The sequence below is a fragment of the Photobacterium lipolyticum genome, assembly GCF_003026475.1.
GTDB classification, from domain to species: Bacteria; Pseudomonadota; Gammaproteobacteria; order Enterobacterales; family Vibrionaceae; genus Photobacterium; species Photobacterium lipolyticum.
In genome coordinates, this window is sequence record NZ_PYMC01000012.1 from 40,052 (window position 1) to 61,617 (window position 21,566).

The 21,566-nt window shown below is 46.5% G+C and carries 14 protein-coding genes; 11 read left to right on the forward strand and 3 right to left on the reverse strand.

All coding sequences use genetic code 11. The features are described from left to right. The first annotated feature begins 11 nt into the window (after positions 1–11). From C9I89_RS15905 to wecA (C9I89_RS15920), 4 genes are all read left to right on the forward strand, one after another. The gene (locus tag C9I89_RS15905; protein ID WP_107284303.1) at positions 12–1,178 is read left to right on the forward strand and encodes a nucleotide sugar dehydrogenase; all 1,167 of its coding nucleotides are present in this window, start codon (positions 12–14) and stop codon (positions 1,176–1,178) included. Between the two features lie 488 nt (positions 1,179–1,666). Beyond that, positions 1,667–2,683 carry a UDP-glucose 4-epimerase GalE gene (gene galE, locus C9I89_RS15910; RefSeq protein WP_107284304.1) on the forward strand — a complete coding sequence of 339 codons (1,017 nt, stop codon included), beginning with the start codon at positions 1,667–1,669 and terminating at the stop codon, positions 2,681–2,683. A gap of 219 nt (positions 2,684–2,902) precedes the next feature. Then, a complete protein-coding gene (gene galU, locus C9I89_RS15915; protein WP_107284305.1) occupies positions 2,903–3,823 on the forward strand; it encodes a UTP--glucose-1-phosphate uridylyltransferase GalU in 921 nt (306 codons plus the stop codon). Between the two features lie 327 nt (positions 3,824–4,150). Then, positions 4,151–5,254, forward strand: coding sequence for a UDP-N-acetylglucosamine--undecaprenyl-phosphate N-acetylglucosaminephosphotransferase (gene wecA / locus C9I89_RS15920; RefSeq protein WP_107284306.1), 1,104 nt, complete (start codon positions 4,151–4,153; stop codon positions 5,252–5,254). A gap of 114 nt (positions 5,255–5,368) precedes the next feature. On the opposite strand, the gene C9I89_RS22550 is transcribed toward wecA (C9I89_RS15920), so the two are convergent. Both C9I89_RS22550 and wecA (C9I89_RS15925) read right to left on the reverse strand, forming a co-directional pair. Further along, positions 5,369–5,536, reverse strand: coding sequence for a hypothetical protein (locus C9I89_RS22550; protein ID WP_170107717.1), 168 nt, complete (start codon positions 5,534–5,536; stop codon positions 5,369–5,371). Between the two features lie 542 nt (positions 5,537–6,078). Beyond that, the gene (gene wecA / locus C9I89_RS15925) at positions 6,079–7,173 is read right to left on the reverse strand and encodes a UDP-N-acetylglucosamine--undecaprenyl-phosphate N-acetylglucosaminephosphotransferase (protein WP_107284307.1); all 1,095 of its coding nucleotides are present in this window, start codon (positions 7,171–7,173) and stop codon (positions 6,079–6,081) included. Positions 7,174–7,626: 453 nt separating this feature from the next. Between wecA (C9I89_RS15925) and C9I89_RS15935 the strand changes: the two genes are divergently transcribed. Together C9I89_RS15935 and C9I89_RS15940 are read left to right on the forward strand one after the other, a co-directional pair. Further along, the gene (locus C9I89_RS15935; RefSeq protein ID WP_107284309.1) at positions 7,627–8,988 is read left to right on the forward strand and encodes an MBL fold metallo-hydrolase RNA specificity domain-containing protein; all 1,362 of its coding nucleotides are present in this window, start codon (positions 7,627–7,629) and stop codon (positions 8,986–8,988) included. 252 nt (positions 8,989–9,240) lie between these two features. Then, entirely contained in the window at positions 9,241–9,546 is a 306-nt protein-coding gene (locus tag C9I89_RS15940) for a hypothetical protein (protein ID WP_107284310.1), read from the forward strand. A gap of 275 nt (positions 9,547–9,821) precedes the next feature. Here the strand turns inward: C9I89_RS15940 and mnmC are convergent, their stop codons facing one another. Next, positions 9,822–11,843: a bifunctional tRNA (5-methylaminomethyl-2-thiouridine)(34)-methyltransferase MnmC2/FAD-dependent 5-carboxymethylaminomethyl-2-thiouridine(34) oxidoreductase MnmC1 gene (mnmC, locus tag C9I89_RS15945; RefSeq protein ID WP_107284311.1), complete on the reverse strand. Its 2,022-nt coding sequence runs from the start codon at positions 11,841–11,843 to the stop codon at positions 9,822–9,824. Between the two features lie 219 nt (positions 11,844–12,062). Here mnmC and fabB point away from each other — a divergent pair, with 219 nt between their 5' ends. The 5 genes from fabB to truA all read left to right on the forward strand — a co-directional run bounded on the left by fabB (position 12,063) and on the right by truA (position 21,427). Then, positions 12,063–13,277 carry a beta-ketoacyl-ACP synthase I gene (gene fabB, locus C9I89_RS15950; protein ID WP_107284312.1) on the forward strand — a complete coding sequence of 405 codons (1,215 nt, stop codon included), beginning with the start codon at positions 12,063–12,065 and terminating at the stop codon, positions 13,275–13,277. A gap of 579 nt (positions 13,278–13,856) precedes the next feature. Continuing rightward, positions 13,857–15,032 (forward strand): 4-phosphoerythronate dehydrogenase, encoded by a 1,176-nt coding sequence (locus C9I89_RS15955; RefSeq protein ID WP_107284313.1) that lies wholly within the window; start codon positions 13,857–13,859, stop codon positions 15,030–15,032. Then, a complete protein-coding gene (locus C9I89_RS15960; RefSeq protein ID WP_107284314.1) occupies positions 15,029–16,042 on the forward strand; it encodes an aspartate-semialdehyde dehydrogenase in 1,014 nt (337 codons plus the stop codon). Before C9I89_RS15955 ends, C9I89_RS15960 begins: the two co-directional genes overlap by 4 nt. 319 nt (positions 16,043–16,361) lie before the next feature. Continuing rightward, complete coding sequence (locus tag C9I89_RS15965) at positions 16,362–20,519, forward strand: FimV/HubP family polar landmark protein (RefSeq protein ID WP_245905504.1); 4,158 nt, start codon at positions 16,362–16,364, stop codon at positions 20,517–20,519. A 122-nt stretch (positions 20,520–20,641) separates the two neighbouring features. Further along, entirely contained in the window at positions 20,642–21,427 is a 786-nt protein-coding gene (truA, locus tag C9I89_RS15970; protein WP_107284316.1) for a tRNA pseudouridine(38-40) synthase TruA, read from the forward strand. Positions 21,428–21,566: the final 139 nt, after the last annotated feature.

The following is a 21,566-nucleotide window of genomic DNA, read 5'->3' on the forward strand; positions in this document are numbered from 1 at the left end:
GAGATATACAGATGAAAATTGCTATTGCAGGTACAGGCTATGTCGGCCTGTCAAATGCGATGCTGCTTGCTCAGCATCACGAGGTTATTGCTGTAGATATTATCGAAGAAAAAGTACAACTTCTGAATGATAAGATCTCTCCAATAGTCGATAAGGAAATTGAAGATTTTCTAAAAAATATAGATCTGAATTTCACGGCAACACTAGATACAGAATTAGCCTATAAAGATGCTGATTATGTCGTGATTGCGACACCAACCGATTACGATGTCGAAAACCATTACTTTAATACCTCCTCAGTTGAAGCGGTGATTAAAGAAGTGATGGCTATTAACCCAAATGCGGTAATGGTGATTAAGTCCACAATACCTGTTGGTTATACCAAACAGCTTAAAGAAGAGTTGGGTTGTGAGAATATTATTTTCTCGCCAGAGTTTCTGCGTGAAGGCCGTGCCTTATACGATAATTTGTATCCATCTCGTATCATTGTGGGCGAACAAAGCGAGCGAGCCAAAGTGTTTGCTGACTTGCTGGTTGAAGGTGCGATTAAAGACGACATTGAAGTGTTGTTTACCGACTCAACCGAAGCTGAAGCAGTGAAGTTGTTCTCGAACACCTACCTGGCAATGCGCGTTGCTTATTTCAATGAACTAGATTCTTATGCCGAAACTCACGATCTGGATAGCCGCCAAATCATTGAAGGTGTGGGCTTAGACCCACGTATTGGCAACCATTACAACAACCCATCATTTGGCTACGGTGGTTACTGTCTGCCGAAAGATACCAAGCAGCTTCGTGCCAACTATAAAGAAGTACCGAATTGCCTGATTGGTGCGATTGTTGAAGCCAATACCACGCGTAAAGACTTCGTTGCTGATTCTATTCTTAAACGCAATCCGAAGCGTGTTGGTATTTACCGTCTAATCATGAAGTCGGGTTCGGATAACTTCCGGGCGTCGAGTATTCAGGGCATCATGAAACGTATTAAGGCGAAGGGCATTGAGGTCGTGGTCTATGAGCCTGTATTAAAGGACAAAGAGTTCTTCAATTCTGCCGTTATCTCAGGACTTGCAGACTTTAAAGCAATGTCCGATGTGATCGTTTCTAACCGTATGGACATTGAGCTTGAAGATGTTGCTGAAAAAGTCTACACCCGTGATTTGTTCGGTAGTGACTAATTATTGTAAAATGTGACTTTGCCAATAGTTTGGCCTATTGGCCGGAGATATTGCTTGCAGGTAATGGCCTGATTTCTCATCGCATTGTATTCAAAGGCACATTGCCTGAGACAGCACAGAGACATGCTGGCCGTCCCAGTTTACGTTAACTGCGACTAAATGGAATGGATGGCTATATGCCTTATCTGCAACCAATTAAGTTGGCCTTTGCTTGTGATAACCATCGGCTCTTTGGCTTCCAATGCTATCCATCTAAGTCTTGTTGGTATTTACCCAACAGAACCTAGGTTACTTTAAAGCCTTTGTTGAATATGGATTACGTAAAGATTCATTAGGTAATGATTTCAGTGATTACCATGAAAACATGGATCGGTGATGATGAACTATTGAAGTTCACTAGTTAGAGTTTACACTGGTTGCTTCAAGACGTTTTTAACAAATAACGACTATCTGATACTTGAGTTATTGAACTATATTCTGGGAAATAAATGACAATTTTAGTTACTGGTGGTGCGGGTTACATTGGTTCGCACACTGTGGTTCAGCTTTTAGAGCAGGGCAGTGATGTGGTTGTTTTAGATAACCTCAGTAATTCCAGTAAAACCTCTTTAGCGCGTGTTGAGCAAATTACAGGTAAGTCCCCTGTCTTTTATTGTGGTGATATTCTTGACCGTGATATTTTGCGTGAAATTTTCAATAACCACAGTATCGATTCCGTTATTCACTTTGCCGGCTTAAAAGCCGTCGGTGAATCGGTTCGAAAGCCACTGGATTATTACCGCAATAATGTCACTGGCTCTGCGGCTCTGGTTGAAGAGATGCAGAAGGCGGGCGTGTTCAAGTTGGTCTTTAGCTCGTCGGCCACGGTGTATGGCGATCCTGCCAGTGTGCCCATTCGCGAAGATTTTCCCGTCGGCGGTACCACCAACCCTTATGGCACTTCTAAGCTTATGGTCGAGCAGGTGCTGCGTGATGTTGCAAAATCGGATGAGCGTTTCTCGTTTGTTATCCTGCGTTATTTCAATCCGGTCGGCGCTCACGAGTCAGGCCTTATTGGTGAAGATCCTAACGGTATTCCCAACAACTTGCTGCCTTATATTTCGCAGGTTGCGGTCGGTAAATTAGCCAACCTGGCTGTCTTTGGGGATGATTACCCCACCAAAGACGGCACAGGGGTGCGAGATTATATCCACGTGGTTGATTTGGCCGCCGGGCATCTAAAAGCACTGGAGCGTATCGCCGAAGATAAAGGGGTCTTTACCTATAACTTAGGTACAGGCATTGGCTATTCGGTTCTTGAGATGGTCAAAGCGTTCGAGCAGGCATCTGGCGTGCCCGTGCCTTTCGTTATCTCTCCCCGCCGTGAGGGTGATATCGCGCAATGTTATGCTGAGCCGACGTTGGCAGCTAAAGAACTCGGCTGGCAAGCTGAGCGCGGTATTGCAGAAATGATGCAAGATACCTGGCGTTGGCAGAAAAATAACCCGAATGGCTACAACAGCTAATTATGCCAGATAAGGGCTGATCAAATTCACAGCCCCATTGTCTGAGCTAGGACAGAGACAATTGGCAAGCTCATTCATGTAACAATGTTTTTTATTTACCCGGTCAGGCTGGCAGGCCTGACCGGGTATCGCGCTATATCTGTATTTCGATGGAACAGATGACCGTTTGGCCGCTACTTTTTATAGGCGGCACGGTAGAGGTTTTTATTAAGGACTTTTATGAAAAAAATAACAAAAGCCGTCATTCCTGTGGCGGGGCTAGGAACACGTATGTTGCCGGCAACCAAGGCCATTCCCAAAGAAATGTTGCCGATTGTCGATAAACCACTGATTCAATATATCGTGAGTGAGTGTGTGGCTGCCGGTATTAAAGAAATTGTGTTGGTGACGCATTCATCAAAAAATGCGATAGAAAACCACTTTGATACTTCTTATGAGCTTGAAGCGACCCTGGAAAAACGGGTTAAGCGTCAGCTTCTTGATGAAGTGCAATCTATTTGCCCGCGTGATGTGACGATTATGCATGTCCGTCAAGGCCATGCGAAGGGACTTGGTCACGCGGTGTTGTGCGCCAAACCTTTAGTGGGTGATGCGCCGTTTGCAGTGGTCTTGCCCGATGTGATTTTGGATGAGTACACGGCGGATCAACGCACTGAAAACCTGGCCGCGATGATTCAGCGCTTTGAGCAAACGCAAGCAAGTCAGATCATGGTTGAACCCGTTCCGATGAACGATGTCTCTAAGTACGGTGTGGTGGATTGCGGAGGCGCAGAACTTAAAGGCGGCGAGTCTCATACCATGACTGCGATGGTTGAAAAACCGGCACTTGAAGATGCCCCGTCGAATCTTGCTGTTGTGGGCCGTTATGTGCTCTCTTCTAAGATCTGGGACAAACTTGCGATCACTCCACCAGGTGCGGGTGATGAAATTCAGCTGACGGATGCCATTGATATGTTAATGGCACAAGAGACGGTTGAAGCCTTTCATATGACGGGTAAGTCACACGATTGTGGTGATAAGCTGGGTTATCTGAAAGCGTTTGTCGAATACGGTCTGCGTCATGAGTCTTTAGGTGCTGATTTTGGTGCTTACTTGAAAACGCTGTCAGGTGATGGAGCTGCGTTGAAGTTGGTGGGGTAAAGAGCGGACCTATAGTTCTATGGATAAGCAGTTTCGAGTTACTAGATGCGAGTCGCGAGGAAAAGCGGAGATTAGGACCTAATACCCAGTAATAAGAAGCGAATGCGCTGCGTTTCGAGAAGCTGGATAAAAAAGCAATAATCATTGATTCGCGCTTTTCCCTCGAACTCTATTAATCTCGATACTCGATACTCGTTCCTAGAACCTAGTTTCTTTGCTTGTTCACACGTCGTTATCAATAATATTACTCGACACTCGACACTCGACACTCGACACTCGACACTCGACACTCACACCCACCCTTTTAACCTAGACACTTACATTCTTATGACTACCGCATTTATTTTTGTTTTTGTTGCTTCATTTTGCAGTCTCTTTGTCTTTCGCAAAGTGGCAAAACGCATTGGTTTGGTTGACAAGCCAAACGCTCGTAAACATCATCAGGGCGTTGTCCCGTTGGTGGGTGGTGTTTCAATCTTTGTGACCCTTGCTATTACTTTATTATTATCACCGCTTGAAACTGACGCAGTTCTGTTTCTTTGTTGTGCCACCATTTTGGTGATCACCGGGGTGATTGATGATCGCTATGACATTAGTTTTAAAATCCGTTTAATTACTCAGGCGGGTGTATCGCTGGCGATGATCATTCTTGGCGATAAGAGCTTACATAGCCTGGGGTATCTGATGGGCAGTGAAGCAATTGAACTTTCCGTTGCAGCAAGTTATATCATCACTATTTTAGGCGTTATCGGGGCGATTAACGCTTTTAATATGGTTGATGGTATTGATGGCCTGCTTGGCGGGCTGGCTTCGGTGACCTTTGGTGCATTGGGCTTTATGTTCCTGATTGATGGCAATATGGAGCTGGCGCTGATCTGTGGCCTGATTGTCACTGCGATGGTGCCGTATATCTTGTTAAATTTGGGTTTTCCACTGGGCCGTCGCTTTAAGGTCTTCATGGGCGATGCCGGCAGCATCTTTATTGGCTTCACTGTGATTTGGTTGTTGATTGAGGCCACGCAAGGGACTAACACTACGCATATCCGTCCTGTAACGGCATTGTGGGTGATTGCCATGCCATTAATGGATATGGCAACCATTATGGTGCGTCGGGTCCGAAAAGGGCAATCACCGTTTAAACCAGATCGTGAGCACCTGCACCATATCTGTCAGCGTATCGGCTTATCATCAAATATGTCGCTGTTTGTGATCTGTCTGATGGCATCTCTGATGGCTGGGGTTGGTATTTGGTCTGATATGGAAAAGATCAATGAATCGGTGATGTTCTTCAGTTTCTTGTCGGTATTTGCGGTGTACTTTTTTGTTATCAGCCATATCTGGCGCATTATTACTATTGTTCACAAGCTGTTTGGTACCAATAAAGCTGTTCAGTTTAATTTGGATGCGCAGCAGAGCGGTGCAGAAAAATAGTCGCTATCAAGAACGATAATACGTAGGTTAGTGGGGTGATGAAGGGCTGTATATCAATGGACTATAGCCCTTCTTTCATGAACTAGCCGAATGTTGCTTTAACTGCCGATATCCCTAATAATCTTGTCTTCGATCTTCCCGCCGTATTGCCTTCGACATCCTGTCATATCTCTCCAGCTCATCTAAAAACAACGAACACTTCCACAGCACAACAAATCCAATATTGAGCACTGAGGTGAAAGTCAGGCTCTCTCTCCACGCTAAAACCGTTTCATCTTGCATACATCCCTCCTTGCAATCAATAAACTGTCTGAGCAATGCTGCAGGCAATCTCACCTGAGAAGACTATTTCAAGAGTGATACATCAGGTTGACAACATGATATGCCTAAGCGGAGCATACTTTTCAGTGTAGATGTAAATGGAGAAAAGGTAAGTAAAACGCACGATGTATGTAACCAAATTGTGACAATACGCAAAGCCAAATCATTAAGAAGACTACGGTTAGGGAAAGAGTGAATAGTCTCGAGTTACGAGGATCTTGACTCATTAATTATGATTGAGCATATTAATATTTTTATCGATGAAGCCAAACAGTCGTCATATATGGTTATATTTGAAGGGATGACGGGTTTAGGTACTTCTACTATTCGTAATTTACGTGAAAGAGTACTAGAAATATAAAACTAGATCCCCATAGAACCTCAGGGCTATATAACCGCTTTTTCCGCTCTTCCTCGCCACTCGCTTCTAGCAACTCGAAACTAGCTCCCCAGAACCTCAGGGCCATAGAACCGCTTTTCCCGCTCTACCTAGCCACTATTTATTAATTCTCCCGCTTCGCCTTCTTGCTACCCAGTTCAGTTAGGTTGATATTGATTTTGCGAAGGAATGCGGTGATACGCCAGATATGGGTGATTGAGAGGTAGTAGGTGACGAATAACAGCAAGAAAGTATTGAACATAATAGCTTCGCTGACTTGCTGTTGTTCGCCCAATACGCCGATGTAAGCAAAAATCGAAGCAAGGCCACAAATAGCAATCAAGGTCTTGCGAGAGGAAAGGCCTAATCGTTGGCAAATATGATGAAGGTGTTCGCGATCTGGCTTAAAGGGTGATTGCCCTTTACGCATCCGCCGCACCATAATGGTCGCCATATCCATTAGTGGCAAGGCAATAACCCATAAGGCAGTGACCGGTCGTAGCGGGTTATTATCTTCACCCTGGGAACCATTGACCAGTAACCAAATAACAGTAAAGCCAATAAAGACACTACCGGCATCGCCCATAAATACTTTGAATCGGCGGCCGAAAGGAAAGCCCAGATTTAACATGACATAAGGGATGGTAGCAAGAATAATCACGATGCAGAATTGGTAGAGATCTTGCTGATTATCCAGCCAGAATAAATACCCCAGGGCGGCAAAGCTGACGGTAGCCAAACCACCCAGTAGCCCGTCAATGCCATCTACCATGTTAAAAGCATTAATAGCGCCTAAAATGGCTAAAATTGTAATAATGTAACTGAGCGGTAGGTTAAGCAGTATTTCTTGTTCGCTGACCAGGTGCCCTAGCGTATAGAGGTTAAGGCCCCCGACTTTAATCATGATGACAGACATTATGACCTGGATGATCAGCCGAACTTTGACGCTGATATCATATTTATCATCAACGGCACCGGTAAAGACTAAGACGGAAGCGCAACAAACATAAAGTGGCGTGTTTCTTGCCAATTCAGGGGCGAACGCAAGAGCAATTACGACAGTTAAGAATATAGAAATACCACCAATTAATGGCACAACTCCTTCATGCTGTTTACGACCCGAAGGGATGTCAACTAACTGTATTTTCTTTGCTATTTTTCGAAGGAAAAACAGACTGCAAAAAGAGAAAAGAGCAATAAGCGCAAGTTCACTGTCCATAATGATTCTTCATTTTTTATTAAAAAGTACCTAGCCGCCGTTATTATATAGACTTCGGTTTACTTTGAAACCTTTATGCAACAAATGGCTTATGTTTGATGGTGGAATGAGACTTTTATACCATATTCACAATTGATAAAATTGTTATTTATTGTTTTTAGCGCAAATTATTCCCTGAAAACTAAAATGGGAAAATAACGGTGATTGTTCGCATAATTTTAAACGCTGTTAAAAGTGTATGCAGACTGCCCAGTAGTGTCAAAAAAATGCTACCGATCACCTGAAGTCGAACCTGAGGTTTTGATTTCTGTTGCGGGGCCTTTTTCTTAAGAGCAATACTCTGAAATATTGATGTTATTTCGTGATATGTCTCGAGCATTCCGGCTCACTTTTCCACCGATCTTCTAAGCTTTGTCATCATCCCGCTATTGGTACAATTTTGGGAGTACGAGGGTGAAGATTACTCATCATGGGGCCAGAACAGGTGTGACTGGCTCATGTCATGAAGTGTTAATCGGTGAGCATGGTTTGCTCGTCGATTGTGGCCTATTTCAAGGCACGGAATACACCGGGTCTTTTGATATCGAATTTTCTCTCGGTCATATTCGCGGGTTGTTACTGACGCATTGCCATATTGATCATGTTGGTCGTATTCCCTGGTTACTGGCGGCAGGTTATAAAGGCCCGATTTATGCGACGGAAGCTACCGCTGCCTTGCTACCTTTAATGCTGGAAGATGGCCTGAAAATACAATTAGGTTTGAACCGGACACAGTGTGAACATTTCACCAGTGTGGTAAAAAAGCAACTTAAACCCATCCCTTATGGTTGCTGGGCTCAACTGGTATTGCCATCCGGTGAGGTGGTCAGTATTCGCTTTCAGCCGGCAGGTCATATCTTAGGTTCTGCCTATATAGAAATGAAGATGCCTGATGGACAAGTCGTGGTGTTTACCGGAGACTTAGGCCCCTGTAATACGCCGTTGTTAGTTGATCCCCTATCACCCCAACAGGTCGATATCCTGATCATTGAAAGTACTTACGGCGATAAAGCACACAGTCCGGTGTCCGTTCGTGAACAACAACTAAAGGCTATTGTTCAGCGTTCGTTTGCTGACGGTGGCGCAATTTTAATCCCGGCCTTTAGTGTAGGGCGAACGCAAGAGTTGCTGTTTGATATAGAGAATATTATTGCGACAGCGATGTCAGGCAATCAGGGGGTAAACTGGCAAGCCACCCCTATTATCCTCGACTCTCCTCTGGCGGGTGAAATTACGCTGCAGTATCGTGAATTCAAGCAGCTTTGGGCGAAAGAAGCGAAAGATCGTTATCAGCAAGGTCGCCATCCGCTTTCATTTTCTCAATGTATTACCATTGATTCTCATGCTGATCATCAAGCGTTGGTTAATCGCCTAAAGACGACGGGAGAGCCCGCCATCGTGGTAGCAGCAAGTGGAATGTGCACTGGCGGGCGTATTCTCAACTATCTGGAAGCGTTGTTAGCCGATGCCAGAACTGACGTGATCCTGGTTGGCTATCAGGCCCGAGGAACGTTGGGGCGCGAACTTATCCAAGGCTGTGAAAAAGTAAAGATCAATGGTACTGAGGTTGCGGTAAAAGCGAAGATCCATCAAATGCCGGGTTATTCGGCTCATGCCGACCAAGCGGGTTTGATTAAATTTGTGGACGGTATTGAGCTGGGGCCTAAAAAGATCCATGTGATTCACGGTGATTGCGAAGCGCAAGCGGCTCTTGCAGAGAAGCTAAAAGTGGTGAAGCCTGAAGCAGAGATACTAACAGGAACAGAGATGGAATAGAGGATGTGTATCTAATTTTTGATGGAAAGAGCGGCCCTGTGGCTCTGTGGCCCGATGGTGAATAGGGCGAATAGGGCTGGTATTTATTTGGTTGTCACTAAATAAAGTGCACTCTGCCTGTTAGCACCCTAGCACCCTAGCACCCTAGCACCTCAGTATTTGTCTCTCACCTAATAGTTATTCTTGTCCTATACTTACATTTATATCAATGAAAGAAAATTGTTGTTAGAAGTTAGGGTAATAAGGGAAGCTATGAAGAATTTTGCGATTACGTTGCTTTTGGCTGGGATGCTTTCTAGTACTGTTTTTGCCGCTGAAGATCAAGTATCTCAACCGTCCTCATCTACTTCTACGTCTGCTTCTGATGCGGCGACAACGGCTGCCAGCAGTTCGACAGGGGCTGCGGCGGGGATTGATACCGCGTTGGCGGCTTCAGCGGGAGGCCTGACGGCGACAGTGCTTGCAGTAGGTGTCGCGGCTGTAGTGATAGGGGTTGCAGTATCAGACTCCGGAGGTGGAAATGATACCGCACCTCCGGTTACGGCGGCGGTTGAATAGGGGGTAGTTGCGAGTTTCTAGAAACGAGTGACTAGGAAGAGCGGTTCTATGGGATCGAGTTTTGAGTACCTAGATACTCGATACTCAAAACTCGAAGCTAGGAAGAGCAAAAGCTTGACATGAGTGAGTGATTTTTGAAGTCTGCCCCCAGAACTCGGAGGTATTATAACCTCTCGCTTTTCTCGTTTCTCGTCTCTCTAATCTCGTAACTTTTATCTCACCACTCTAATCTCGTAACTTTAAACTCGTATCTTGTTTCTAGCTTCTCGTAACCCTTAAAGCTGCTTGCCTCTCACAAGGCGGCGAACCCACATACGACCGGGATGCAGAGCGTCTAATACGGTATGAGGCAAAGGGAGCGGGTTGCCGCAGATCTGTGAAGCTAGCAGTTCGCCAAGCAGCGGGGCTGAGCTTAAACCCCTAGAGCCTAAACCGACGATTGAGTACAAATTTTGATAAACAGGCACCATTTCAGCGGTGTCTTGCTGATCTCTGAGATCGGCATACTGCTCAATCAATGCCTGGTAACGACAGACATCGCCGACAAAGGGTAAATGGTCGCGGCTGGCGCAGCGAACACCTGCCCGTGACTGATTACCTGAGATATCGATTTCGGTCGGCCATCCGACATTTGGCAGGCAGTTGATCAACCGCTGCTTGTTATCAGCATGCTCTTGTTCGCTAAATGCTAAATCAACGCTGTTGCGGCGGTAGCTGGCACCAATACAATGGGTCTGTGTGGTTTTATTCGCGGGTGTTAGATAGCCGTCATAACACAGTACCGTTTTCAGTTCTGATAACGTACTGTTGGTTGGAATATGGCTAACTTGTCCGCGTACCGAATAGGCAGGGATCGCTTTCGCTTGTTCTAATTCAGAAAAACGATGGCCGTTTGCAATAATGACGCTGTCATGGCTAAAGGTTTTGCCCGAGGTATCGGTGAGTTGCCATGTATCTTCAATCAATTCCAGTCGGCAAATGTCCGTTTCGGTTTTTACTGTAAGCAGACCCGTCTCTTGCGCTTGGGTAATTAACGCGCGGGTGAGTTCTTGCGGACACAACCAGCCACCTTGTGGGTAGTGAACACTGCGATGGCCTGATTTAACCCCGGTCTTTTGCTCGGTTTGCTTAATATTTAGCGAATGAACAAGATCTGGCGGGAAGGTGCCTGTCAGCATTTTATCTAATTTTTCAGCTGCTTTCTCATCCCAGGCCAGTTGCGTGACACCACACCAGTCGTGGGAAAATTCACTTTTTACTGCAGCCTGTTCAACAAACTGGCGCGCATAAAAAAATGCCGGAGCAAAGAAGCGGGAGAGGGTATCGTTTGAGCCATTCAATAACGGATAGACAGCGCCCTGGCGGTTACCCGATGCTCCTTCAGCCGGTAAGGGATCGGCACAATAAAGCGTCACCTTCATTCCTCGGCGAACCAGAGCCAGTGCCGTGGTCGCCGATGCAATACCACCACCAATGATCGCGACATCTGCCGGATTCGTCGCGGCCGAACGTGCGTACCAGGGTTTGAAGTTTGCCTTGTGTTGGCGTTTGGTGATTTTTCCTGCCAGCATTTCTCGCTTATGACCAAAGCCTTTCACTTTAGCCATCTCAAAACCGGCTTCAAGTAAACCTCGTCGAACAAAACCGGCAGCGGTGAAGGTTGCGGTGGTACAATCCTGGCGCGCCATTTTTGCCATACCGTTGAATAGTTCCTGATTCCACATTTCCGGGTTTTTGCTGGGGGCGAAACCATCCAAGAACCAGGCATCAACAATACCGTCATCATTGGTCCAGACTTGCGGCATACAGTCTTTGATATCACCAAACCACAGGTCAAGGGTGATCATGCCTTCTTCCAGCACGATTCGATGGCAGTCGGCAACGGCTGGCGGGTAGTGGGCATGCAGTTGCTCTGCTAAATCAGCCAGTTCTGGCCAGGCCTGATGGGCCTTGATTAAGTCATCTCTGGTAACCGGGAATTTCTCAAAGCTGATGAAATGCAGTTCTTTGGTTGTTGCGCTTGGGTTTGCCTGGCGAAAGGCTTTGAACCATTGCCACGCGGCGAGAAAATTCAGTCCAGTCCCAAAGCCCGTTTCGGCAATCACAAAACGGCGGCGATCAAGTGTTTCCCAGCGTTCAGGCAGTCCATTTTGTTGCAAGAAGACGTATCGTGTTTCTTCCAGCCCGTTGGTGTTAGAAAAATAGACATCGTCAAAGTTATTGGATACTGGAGTGCCGGCCTCATTCCAATCAAGAATGGCGTGCTCGATACGCTTGTCAGACAAGGGAAACCTCATAATTTTATCTCATTGCTATTTAGTCAGATATCGCCTACTTGTTATTAAACAGAGCGCTTTCTCTTTGTTCTGGAACGAAATAGCGGCGAATTAAACAGCTCTAGAGATATACTTAATCAATAATTGGTGGCGATTGTACCCGATTGTAGGGAAAGCTGACCACTTTCTGTTAATAAACCCGTTAATATTGACAACGTTAAATGACAGTAGGAATTCATCATGAAACGAGCCGTAATTACAGGCATGGGTATCGTATCCAGCATTGGTAACGACGTTAAAGAGGTGTTGGCATCTCTAAAAAGTGGTAAGTCTGGGATTAGCTTCTCTGAACAGTTCGCAGAAAAGAAATTGCGCAGTAATGTTTGGGGTGATTTGAAAATGAATCCGGCTGAACACATCGATCGTAAAAAAATGCGTTTCATGGGTGATGCCGCCGCATTTGCTTATTTGTCGATGGAGCAGGCAATTGAAGATTCAGGTTTAACCGAAGATCAGGTTTCTAATGACCGAACTGGCCTGGTGGCGGGTTCAGGTGGTGCGTCATCGCATAACCAAGCTGCAGCCGTTGATATTCTGCGCGAAAAAGGGGTGAAGCGTGTTGGCCCTTACATGGTACCTCGTACTATGTCATCCACCGTTTCAGCCTGCCTTGCAACGCCATTTAAAATTCGTGGCGTGAACTACACCATGAGTTCAGCATGTGCGACGTCGGCACACTGTATCGGCCACGCTGTTGAACTGATCCAGCTTGGCAAGCAAGACGTTGTCTTCGCTGGTGGTGGTGAAGAGCTGGATTGGACGCTGACGATGATGTTCGATGCGATGGGTGCGCTATCAACCAAATATAATGATGATCCAACCAAGGCATCTCGTACTTATGATGCCGATCGTGACGGTTTTGTTATCTCTGGCGGCGGCGGCATGCTGGTGGTTGAAGAGTTGGAACATGCGTTAGCACGTGGTGCGAAAATTTACGGTGAAATCGTAGGTTATGGGGCAACCTCTGATGGCTACGATATGGTCGCGCCATCAGGTGAAGGTGCCGTTCGCTGTATGAAGATGGCGATGAAAGATCTTGATGCACCAGTGGATTATATCAATACCCACGGTACGTCTACGCCTGTCGGCGACGTAAAAGAATTAGGTGCCATTCAGGAGTTGTTCGGAAAGAGCAGCCCGGCGATCTCTGCAACTAAAGCGATGACCGGCCATGCGCTGGGTGCTGCGGGTGTACACGAAGCCATCTATTCAACCTTGATGCTGAATAATAACTTCGTTGCGCCAAGTATCAACATCGACAATCTAGATCCGGCAGCAGAAGGTCTGGATATCGTGACTGAAATGCGTGAGCAAGAATTGAAGACAGTTATGTCTAACAGCTTCGGTTTCGGTGGTACCAACGCGACACTCGTGATTAAGAAATACGAAGGTTAATAACAGGTGCGAGTGACGAGAAGTGAGTAAGGAGAAGCGAGTAGTGAGATTCGAGAAACGCTCTACTCGAAACTCGTGTGAGTAACTCGACACGTTATACTCGCTCCTGAAACTTCTTTTGTCTTTTTCCAGGAACGGCACTGGCTAGGATCTCCAATCAAGCGGACGACTTTTAGCGGAGGCATCTTAAAGATTGGTTTTCTGTCGCCAGTGCCTGTAAACAGACGCAACATTAGCTTGTGTGAATAGTATTTTCTTTTATAGAAGGTGTCTATATCCAGATGCTAATGCTTTTTACCTGGATTTTTTTACCCGGCCATGTGCCGGGTTTTTTTGTACCTGAAGAAAGGTGCTATACCCTGGACCCTGTTTCACATAAAATACGAATCGTTGAAGCACCGTCATCCCGGAATAGAGGAACGAGATATCCGGGATCCAGCTTTAACTGTGTGCGCCTTAGATTCCGTATAAGTTCGTACCTCACTTTACGGAATGACGACGTTTGGTGACGGAACTAATCAAAACTTCTGTGACGAAGTACTAGACTCCTAGACCCTCTTCTTTTTCTCCGGAGAAAAAATGAAAATCCTTGTCGATGAAAACATGCCCTATGCGCCAGAATTGTTCGGCCAGCTAGGGGAAGTGGTTGCCAAACCGGGCCGTACATTATCGGCTAGCGATTTAGTCGATGTTGACGCCCTGATGATCCGTTCGATAACTAAAGTCAATGAATCCTTACTGGCTGAAGCCGATAAGTTGAAATTCATTGGTACCGCAACGGCAGGGTACGATCATGTCGATCAGGAATTACTGGCTGAGCGTGGTATTGCCTTCACTGCAGCACCGGGGTGCAACAAGGTCGGGGTCGCCGAGTACGTGTTAAGCAGCTTGATGGTGTTAGGTCAGCAGCAGGGCTTTTCTATTTTCGATAAAACGATCGGCATTATCGGCGCCGGGAATGTCGGAAGCTATTTGGCACAATGTCTTGATGCGCTGGGTATTCGTTATTTGTTAAACGATCCACTGAAAAAGCAGCAAGGGGATAGCCGTATTTTTCATTCCCTTGAAACACTCCAGACCCAGTGTGACGTGATCACCTTGCATACTCCGATCACCCGGGGCGGTGATTTTCCGACGTATCATTTAGTCGATGAAGCCTTTTTGGCAAAACTTGCACCCAATACCATTCTTATTAATGCGGCGCGTGGCCCCGTTGTTGATAATCAGGCGTTGAAAATGGCGTTGCAGCAATCACAATCTGGTCAGAACCAGGTACTGACTGCGGTGCTGGACGTGTTTGAGAAAGAGCCGTTAGTCGATTTGGAGTTGTTGCCATTACTGGCTTTTGCGACGCCTCATATTGCAGGTTACGGCTTAGAAGGTAAAGCGCGCGGCACCACCATGGTCTACAACTGTTTTTGTGAATCGCTCAATCTCACGCAGCAGGTTGCTGCTTCAAGTCTATTGCCGGTGGCCCCCGTTCCCTATGTTCGCTTGAGCAAACCGTGGGATGAAGCGACTCTTTTCATGTTGATCCAGTTGATTTATGACATCCGTAAAGATGACGCTCTATTTAGACGAGAAATGACCCTGACAGCAGGCGATGATAGCCAAATGGCTGCTGCTTTTGATCAGATGAGAAAAAATTACTGGGATCGACGCGAATATAGTGCGATTACAGTAGCCGGAAAGGCCGACTTTGGGGTAGAGTCGCTGGCTAAATTAGGTTTTACAGTAGTAGAGGAAACTCAATGAGTCAGGAATTTGATATTGCAGTACTCGGCGCATCAGGCGTTGTAGGTGGAACGATGGTAGAGATACTGGAGGAACGCAATTTTCCTGTTCGTAATCTTTATTTACTGGCGACCGAGCGTGGCGCAGGTAAAGTATTGCGCTTCCACGGTAAATCGAAACGCATAACGGATGTTGAAGATTTTGACTGGAGCCAGGTACAGATTGCATTCTTCTCTGCCGGAGCCGAAGCATCTGAACACTGGGCACCGATAGCTGCAGATGCTGGGGTCATAGTGATCGATAACACATCCCGTTTCCGTTATGACTACGATGTTCCTCTGGTTGTGCCAGAGGTAAACCCGCATGCCATTGCTGACTATCGTAACCGTAACATTATTGCTAACCCTAACTGTTCAACGATTCAGATGCTGGTGGCACTGAAGCCAATCCATGACGCCTACGGTATTGAGCGTATCAATGTGGCAACGTATCAGTCAGTATCCGGCTCAGGCAAAAAAGGCATCGACGAGTTGGCGGGACAAACAGCGAAGCTGCTTAACGGTATGCCTGCCGAAAACAAGGCTTACGATAAGCAAATCGCGTTTAACTGCTTACCGCACATTGATGACTTCATGGATAACGGCTACACCAAAGAAGAAATGAAAATGGTGTGGGAAACACAGAAGATCTTCGGTGACGACAGCATTCGTGTTAATCCGACTTGTGTACGGGTTCCCGTATTTTATGGCCATGCTGAAGCCGTGCATGTTGAAACCCGCCAGCCTGTAAATATCGAAGAAGCGATTAGCCTGCTTGACAATGCAGAAGGTATTGAAGTCTTCCACGGTAACGATTATCCAACTCAGGTGGGTGATGCAACGGGTAAAGATCACGTTATGGTGGCTCGTATTCGTGAAGATATCAGCCATCCATGCGGCCTGAATATGTGGGTTGTCGCCGATAATGTTCGTAAAGGCGCTGCAACTAACAGTGTTCAGATTGCAGAAAAACTGATCGCAGAGTATTTATAAGGTTCGAGTTTCTAGTAGCGAGTGCCGAGTATCGAGTATCGAGTATCTAGTATCTAGTATCTAGTATCTCGTAACTCATAACTCATAACTCGTACCTAGTTTCTAGCATCGAGATTTATAATCTCGGTGCCTGAACCTTGATACTCGTCCCTTATTTGCTATTAACCCCACAGTTTTTCGTGAACAGGCTACAGTTTCTGCATGCCAGTTCGATATAGTAAATACGATTGGATAAGCCTTTGCGGCGCTTGCAGCCTTGTTGATATTTATCCAATCGATTTTATGTCATTCCATATCCTGCCAGAGAGGAACACGGGCAGTGTCTAATCAATCTAATATGATGAAACGTTTAATTTTACCGGTATTTTTCGCGACTGCAGCCTTCTTAGTACCGGTGCAGGTTCATGCTAATACTGTCCGTATTCTTGGCCCGGCTGATGATGATCAGCCTTTTGCCGTTTCTGACCGCTACCAAGACACTAACCAGACCGGGGCTGTATCCAACACGGGTTCAGTTAATCAATATGGACCAACAAGGGATAATGAAACCTTGTGGTCGATTTCGTCTCGTTATCGTCCCAATCAATCTGTCTCTGTTTACCAGGTCATTGGGGCGATCCATCGAGCTAACCCGCGAGCGTTTGAGAATAATAATATTCATGGCTTGATCCCGGGAAGCCAGCTGAGAATGCCGACAATGGCACAAATTCAGCGTGAAGACATCGCGAGCGTTAAGCGCCGTTTAGAGATCGACCAACGCCGTCAGGCCCGCCGCACTGCCGTCCCGTCAACGCCCCGGGCTTTAGCAAATCAGTCACCCCAAAAATTGGCTAAGGCAGAACCTCCGGTTGTTGCCACCCCGTTAGCTCAGCCCGAAAATGCGAGCGAAGAAACGATCACTCCGAGCCAGAAAGCGACTGAAAGGGGAATTATTCCGGCAAAACCGTTGAAAGCGGCTCCGACAGAGCTGCAGGAGCAATTAGACGCATCTGACGTACAGATGACGAAGCTACTGGAAAGCAACCACTTGCTACGGGTTCGCCTGGCGGAAATGCGACATGAGGTAACCGCGCTTAAAGATCAGATTGCCGATGATGAAGAGTTGCGTGGTGAAATCATTGGTTTCCTTGAGCAGCAGAAAACCCAGCAGCAACAGCCTGTGGTTGAAGAGCCTTCTTGGGTTGACAGCGTAATCGCTAACCCATGGATTTTAGCGGCAGTAGCGCTAATACCCGGAGCCTTGATTGCCGGTGCTATCGCGTTCTTTATGTTTGGTCGTAAGAAAAAAGAGGCTGGTTCGGATGATGTTAAGTCATTAGATGCCCCGGATACGAATGGGCCGGTTATGGTGGCACCGCCGATTGACGATGGCGATGAGATCCCGGATTTGACGCTGAGCGAAGATAACGATATCGACGATTTATTCACCAGTGATGAGAGCTCGTTGTTTGATGATCCGGAAGAGAGTTTATTTACCTCGGATTCAGGGATGGAGATAGGGCATGCAGCAGGCGATGCTCACAGTCTGGACCTGTCATCCGATAGCGACGATGACTTTGATATCCATAGCGATCTTTCATCGAGCAGTATCTCTGTCAAAGGTAATGAGGAAGCGATTGGCCTGCAAGATATGGAGCGGGCGTTAGATTTGATGGAGCAATCATCGGAGCAAAGCTCAGATGAAGCCTTGGCTGCCATGTGGGAGCAGTCGTTGCAAGAACAAGATGACAATGAGCAAAATTTTGATCTCTCTTCAGATGAAGCGAACAGTGCTTTTGATGATGAGCTCATGACCAGTGATGGTCTTGACGAGGGTCTGCTTGATCAGTCGATTCTTGATGATCTGTTGTCAGAAGTTGAAAATGAAGTCGCTGACCAAGATGAGCTTGATTCTTTGTTCGACTCGGTTAGCACAGAGTCGCCGGAGTTGATGGGGGCTGACTCTTTTGTCAAAGCGCCTGACAGCAGCGCACTTGATAGCGGTGTTCTTGATACCGCTGCTCTTGAAAACAGTACTCTTGAAGATACGAGTGCTGCTGACAATATCGCCGAACAGGCTGCGGTAGATCAAGCTCTTGCAGAAGCGGCCGAACTGGCAAATCCAACCGTAGTCGATGAAGCCGTTTATTTCGCTGAGCATTCAGATGCAGAGCCCCCGGAACAAGACGCTGTTTTTAAAGAAGGCAGTGTCGAATTACTTGATGAAATCATCGACGATGATGATGATGAGCTATCGAGTGACATAGATCTCGAAGAAAACAGTACGGCTTTGCTTGATGAGTTACTCGAAGGTGAAGATGATAGCATTCTAAACCCTGCTATATCGATAGATGAGAATAGCACGGCATTACTTGATGAGCTGCTTGATGAGGCGGACGATGACTTTGAAAATGAAGCGTCGGAGCTAAATGTTGCGACAGAGCTAGATGATGAGCTAAACAGTCTGGTTGATAATAGCTTAGACATTGATGATCTGGTTATTGAAGAAAACAGTACTGATTTGCTGGATGATATTCTTGAAGAGCACCTGATTTCGGATGTGCTCAGTTCTGCAGAATCAGACGGTGCTGAGTCTCGTGACATTGCTCCTGGCCTTGCGGAACAGATAGATCCTGAATTTGATCCTGTTGATAGCGGCAGTTCAGTCAATGGAATTGAAACTGTCGTTGATGAGAGAGGAAACGGTACCGATGAAATGGATGCTGATTTTCCTTCGCAAGAGGTTCCGGCGGCAGCTTTCGACGCTATTCTCAATGAAGCGCTAGAGACTCAACTTCATGATGAGTTGACACCGAAGCCACAAAACATAGAACCAACGGATGTCGATGAACCTGCTTTGCAATCGGCAAATCTTGCTGAAGAGGAAGCCGTTTTAGAGCCTGAATCGGATTCAATACCGGCCCCTGAGTCTGGCTTAATGTCAGAAGAACAAGACAGTATCGATTCTCTGGTTGCTGATGTTGAAAGCTTGTTTGATGAGCCTGAGAGCGATGATATTCAGGATTTAGAGCGCAGTGTTGATGAGCTGCTTGAAACCGTGAATAACCCGGCCTTCGATAAGCCCGTTGTCGATCCTGCCATCGAGCAGCCAGTTATTGATTCAGATGAGTTCCCGGTCTTCGATGAAGAAGCGGCTCTGGCAGAAGTAGAATCTGATGCAAATCAGTTCCAGGGTTTACCGCCTATAGGCTCTGAGGTTGGGGAGTCTCTGTCTTTAGATGACCTTCCAGAGTTTGATGAAGAAGCGGCGTTCAATGATCCTGAGGCTGATGCCGTAGAAGAAGCATTATCTCCGCTTTCTGAAGATGAAGAGCAAGCGGCTCTAGACAATATGATTAAGCAGCTGCAGCAAGCGGTTGAGGCTGCCGATAAGCCTCAGCAAGCGAATGAGCTTACTGAAGATGCACTGCTGGCTCCATCGGTACAACCTGAAGAGTTCAGTGCTGCGGAATTTGAGTTTGCAGCAATCGATCCTGCAACCTTGCCTGAGTTCAGTGAAGATGAAGCGCTGCAAGCATCCTTTGAAGAGCAACATGAACTGGAACAATATGAGCTTGAACAAGGGCTGAAAGAGCGGTACTCCGCCCAACCGCTGCCCGCTCAACCACAGCCCGTGTCCGCTGACGTGTTCGATGAAAACCTGATTGAGTCCGCGGGACTGGACATGGCGGCGTTGCTTACTGAACCTGATTCAATGTTTGAATTTGAAGCAGAGCCTGAAACCCCAGCAGAGCCAGAGCCAGCGCAGAATAAGACGTCGGTATCAGAGCTGCCAAGTTCAGCTGCGCAACCTGATTTAGACGAACAATTTGACTTAGACGAGCAAGTTGAGGCAACAGAAGCGCAAGTATCGAAGCCCGGCGTGAAAGCGGACTTACGTCTGCCCGATGAGCAAGGTTTAGACGTTGACGAACGTGAGCGTTTATTGTTTGAAGAGCCTACTGATTATAATGACGATACCGATATTGTTATGTCAGAAGAAGATGCGGCAATTTGGGCAACGTCAATACCTGAACCGGAACTTGAAAGTGAAAATTGGTCTGAACAGCCGTATATGCAGGTTGAAGATGTCGATGCGTTTGATCCTGAAGCACTGCTTGCAGAAGCAGAAGAATCGTCTTTACTGCTCGATGAAGGTGCCAGTGAATTACTGGAAGAAGAGGAGTCAGCTAGCTCTCCCTATATCAGTATTGAAGAGCTGATGAAGGACGACGAGCTGAATAATCCGCTCGATTTGGATAGCGAACCATTGAACTTAGAGGTCGGCTTAGACGAGTTTCCGGATGTACTGGCTGATATTGAATCTTTTGATGTTGATGACCAAGGTGAATTCGCCAGCAAGTTAGATTTAGCCAAGGCTTATTTAGAGATGAATGATGCTGATGGTGCGATTGCTCTGCTGGAAGATGTCGCTGCCAGTGGCGATGCAGGCAGCCAACGTGAAGCGAAGAGCTTACTGACGCAATACCACAGATAAGCCCATGAATATCCCCTTAGACGGCGTATCAAGCGTCTAGGGGGGTTCTTTTCCCACACTCTATTCCTTATAATCCCCCCTTTTGATATTGGCCATGTGCCGCTCTGAGAACGAATTAAATTATGCGAATAGCTTTAGGTATTGAGTACGACGGTGCAAAGTACTGTGGTTGGCAACGTCAACGTGATGTAGATAGTGTTCAGGAACGCTTGGAAAAGGCGTTGTCACATGTGGCTAATCAGCCTATTGCCGTGTTTTGTGCTGGCCGTACAGATACTGGGGTTCACGGAACAGGTCAAGTTGTGCATTTTGACGTTGATGTTGAACGTAAAATGGTTGCGTGGACAATTGGTGTCAACGCGCACCTGCCAAAAGATATCGCAGTACGTTGGGCAACAGAAGTGAGTGATGATTTTCATGCCCGTTTTAGTGCCACAGCACGTCGCTATCGCTACATCATTTATAATAATCCATTACGTCCGGCTATATTTGGTATTGGTGTTAGCCATTATCATGGCCACCTAGACGAGAAAAAAATGCATGAAGCAGCGCAATATTTAGTTGGAGAGCATGACTTTTCGTCAGTGCGTGCGACTCAATGTCAATCACGAAGCCCATGGCGTGATATGAAGCATGTAAATGTGAGCCGTCAGGGGGATTTTGTGATCATCGATATCAAAGCTAATGCGTTTGTACACCACATGGTACGCAATATTGCGGGTAGTCTGATCCGGGTAGGTCGCGGCCAGGAAACCCCGGAGTGGATGAAGTGGGTACTTGAGCAAAAAGATCGTCGCGTTGCAGGTGAAACCGCAAAAGCCGCGGGACTATACTTAGTCGCGGTCGATTACCCTGAAGAATTTGGTTTACCAACAGCACCGCTGGGACCTCTTTTCCTTGCGGATTGAGGTAACTGGCGTATAAACCATAAGGTACAACCAGTTTTTTATCTACAGATTGACAACTTTGTGCTTTAATTCACCTCCGATAGTTAACGAATTTGCATCCTCGGCTTAAATGAGCGGGGGAATATAGACTAAAGGTCAT

Coding starts and splice junctions, on each gene's coding strand:
- C9I89_RS15905 (WP_107284303.1), top strand. CDS start 12: ATGAAAATTGCTATTGCAGGTACAGGCTATGTCGGCCTGTCAAATGCG.
- galE (WP_107284304.1), top strand. CDS start 1,667: ATGACAATTTTAGTTACTGGTGGTGCGGGTTACATTGGTTCGCACACT.
- galU (WP_107284305.1), top strand. CDS start 2,903: ATGAAAAAAATAACAAAAGCCGTCATTCCTGTGGCGGGGCTAGGAACA.
- wecA (WP_107284306.1), top strand. CDS start 4,151: ATGACTACCGCATTTATTTTTGTTTTTGTTGCTTCATTTTGCAGTCTC.
- C9I89_RS22550 (WP_170107717.1), bottom strand. CDS start 5,536: ATGCAAGATGAAACGGTTTTAGCGTGGAGAGAGAGCCTGACTTTCACC.
- wecA (WP_107284307.1), bottom strand. CDS start 7,173: ATGGACAGTGAACTTGCGCTTATTGCTCTTTTCTCTTTTTGCAGTCTG.
- C9I89_RS15940 (WP_107284310.1), top strand. CDS start 9,241: ATGAAGAATTTTGCGATTACGTTGCTTTTGGCTGGGATGCTTTCTAGT.
- mnmC (WP_107284311.1), bottom strand. CDS start 11,843: ATGAGGTTTCCCTTGTCTGACAAGCGTATCGAGCACGCCATTCTTGAT.
- fabB (WP_107284312.1), top strand. CDS start 12,063: ATGAAACGAGCCGTAATTACAGGCATGGGTATCGTATCCAGCATTGGT.
- C9I89_RS15955 (WP_107284313.1), top strand. CDS start 13,857: ATGAAAATCCTTGTCGATGAAAACATGCCCTATGCGCCAGAATTGTTC.
- C9I89_RS15960 (WP_107284314.1), top strand. CDS start 15,029: ATGAGTCAGGAATTTGATATTGCAGTACTCGGCGCATCAGGCGTTGTA.
- truA (WP_107284316.1), top strand. CDS start 20,642: ATGCGAATAGCTTTAGGTATTGAGTACGACGGTGCAAAGTACTGTGGT.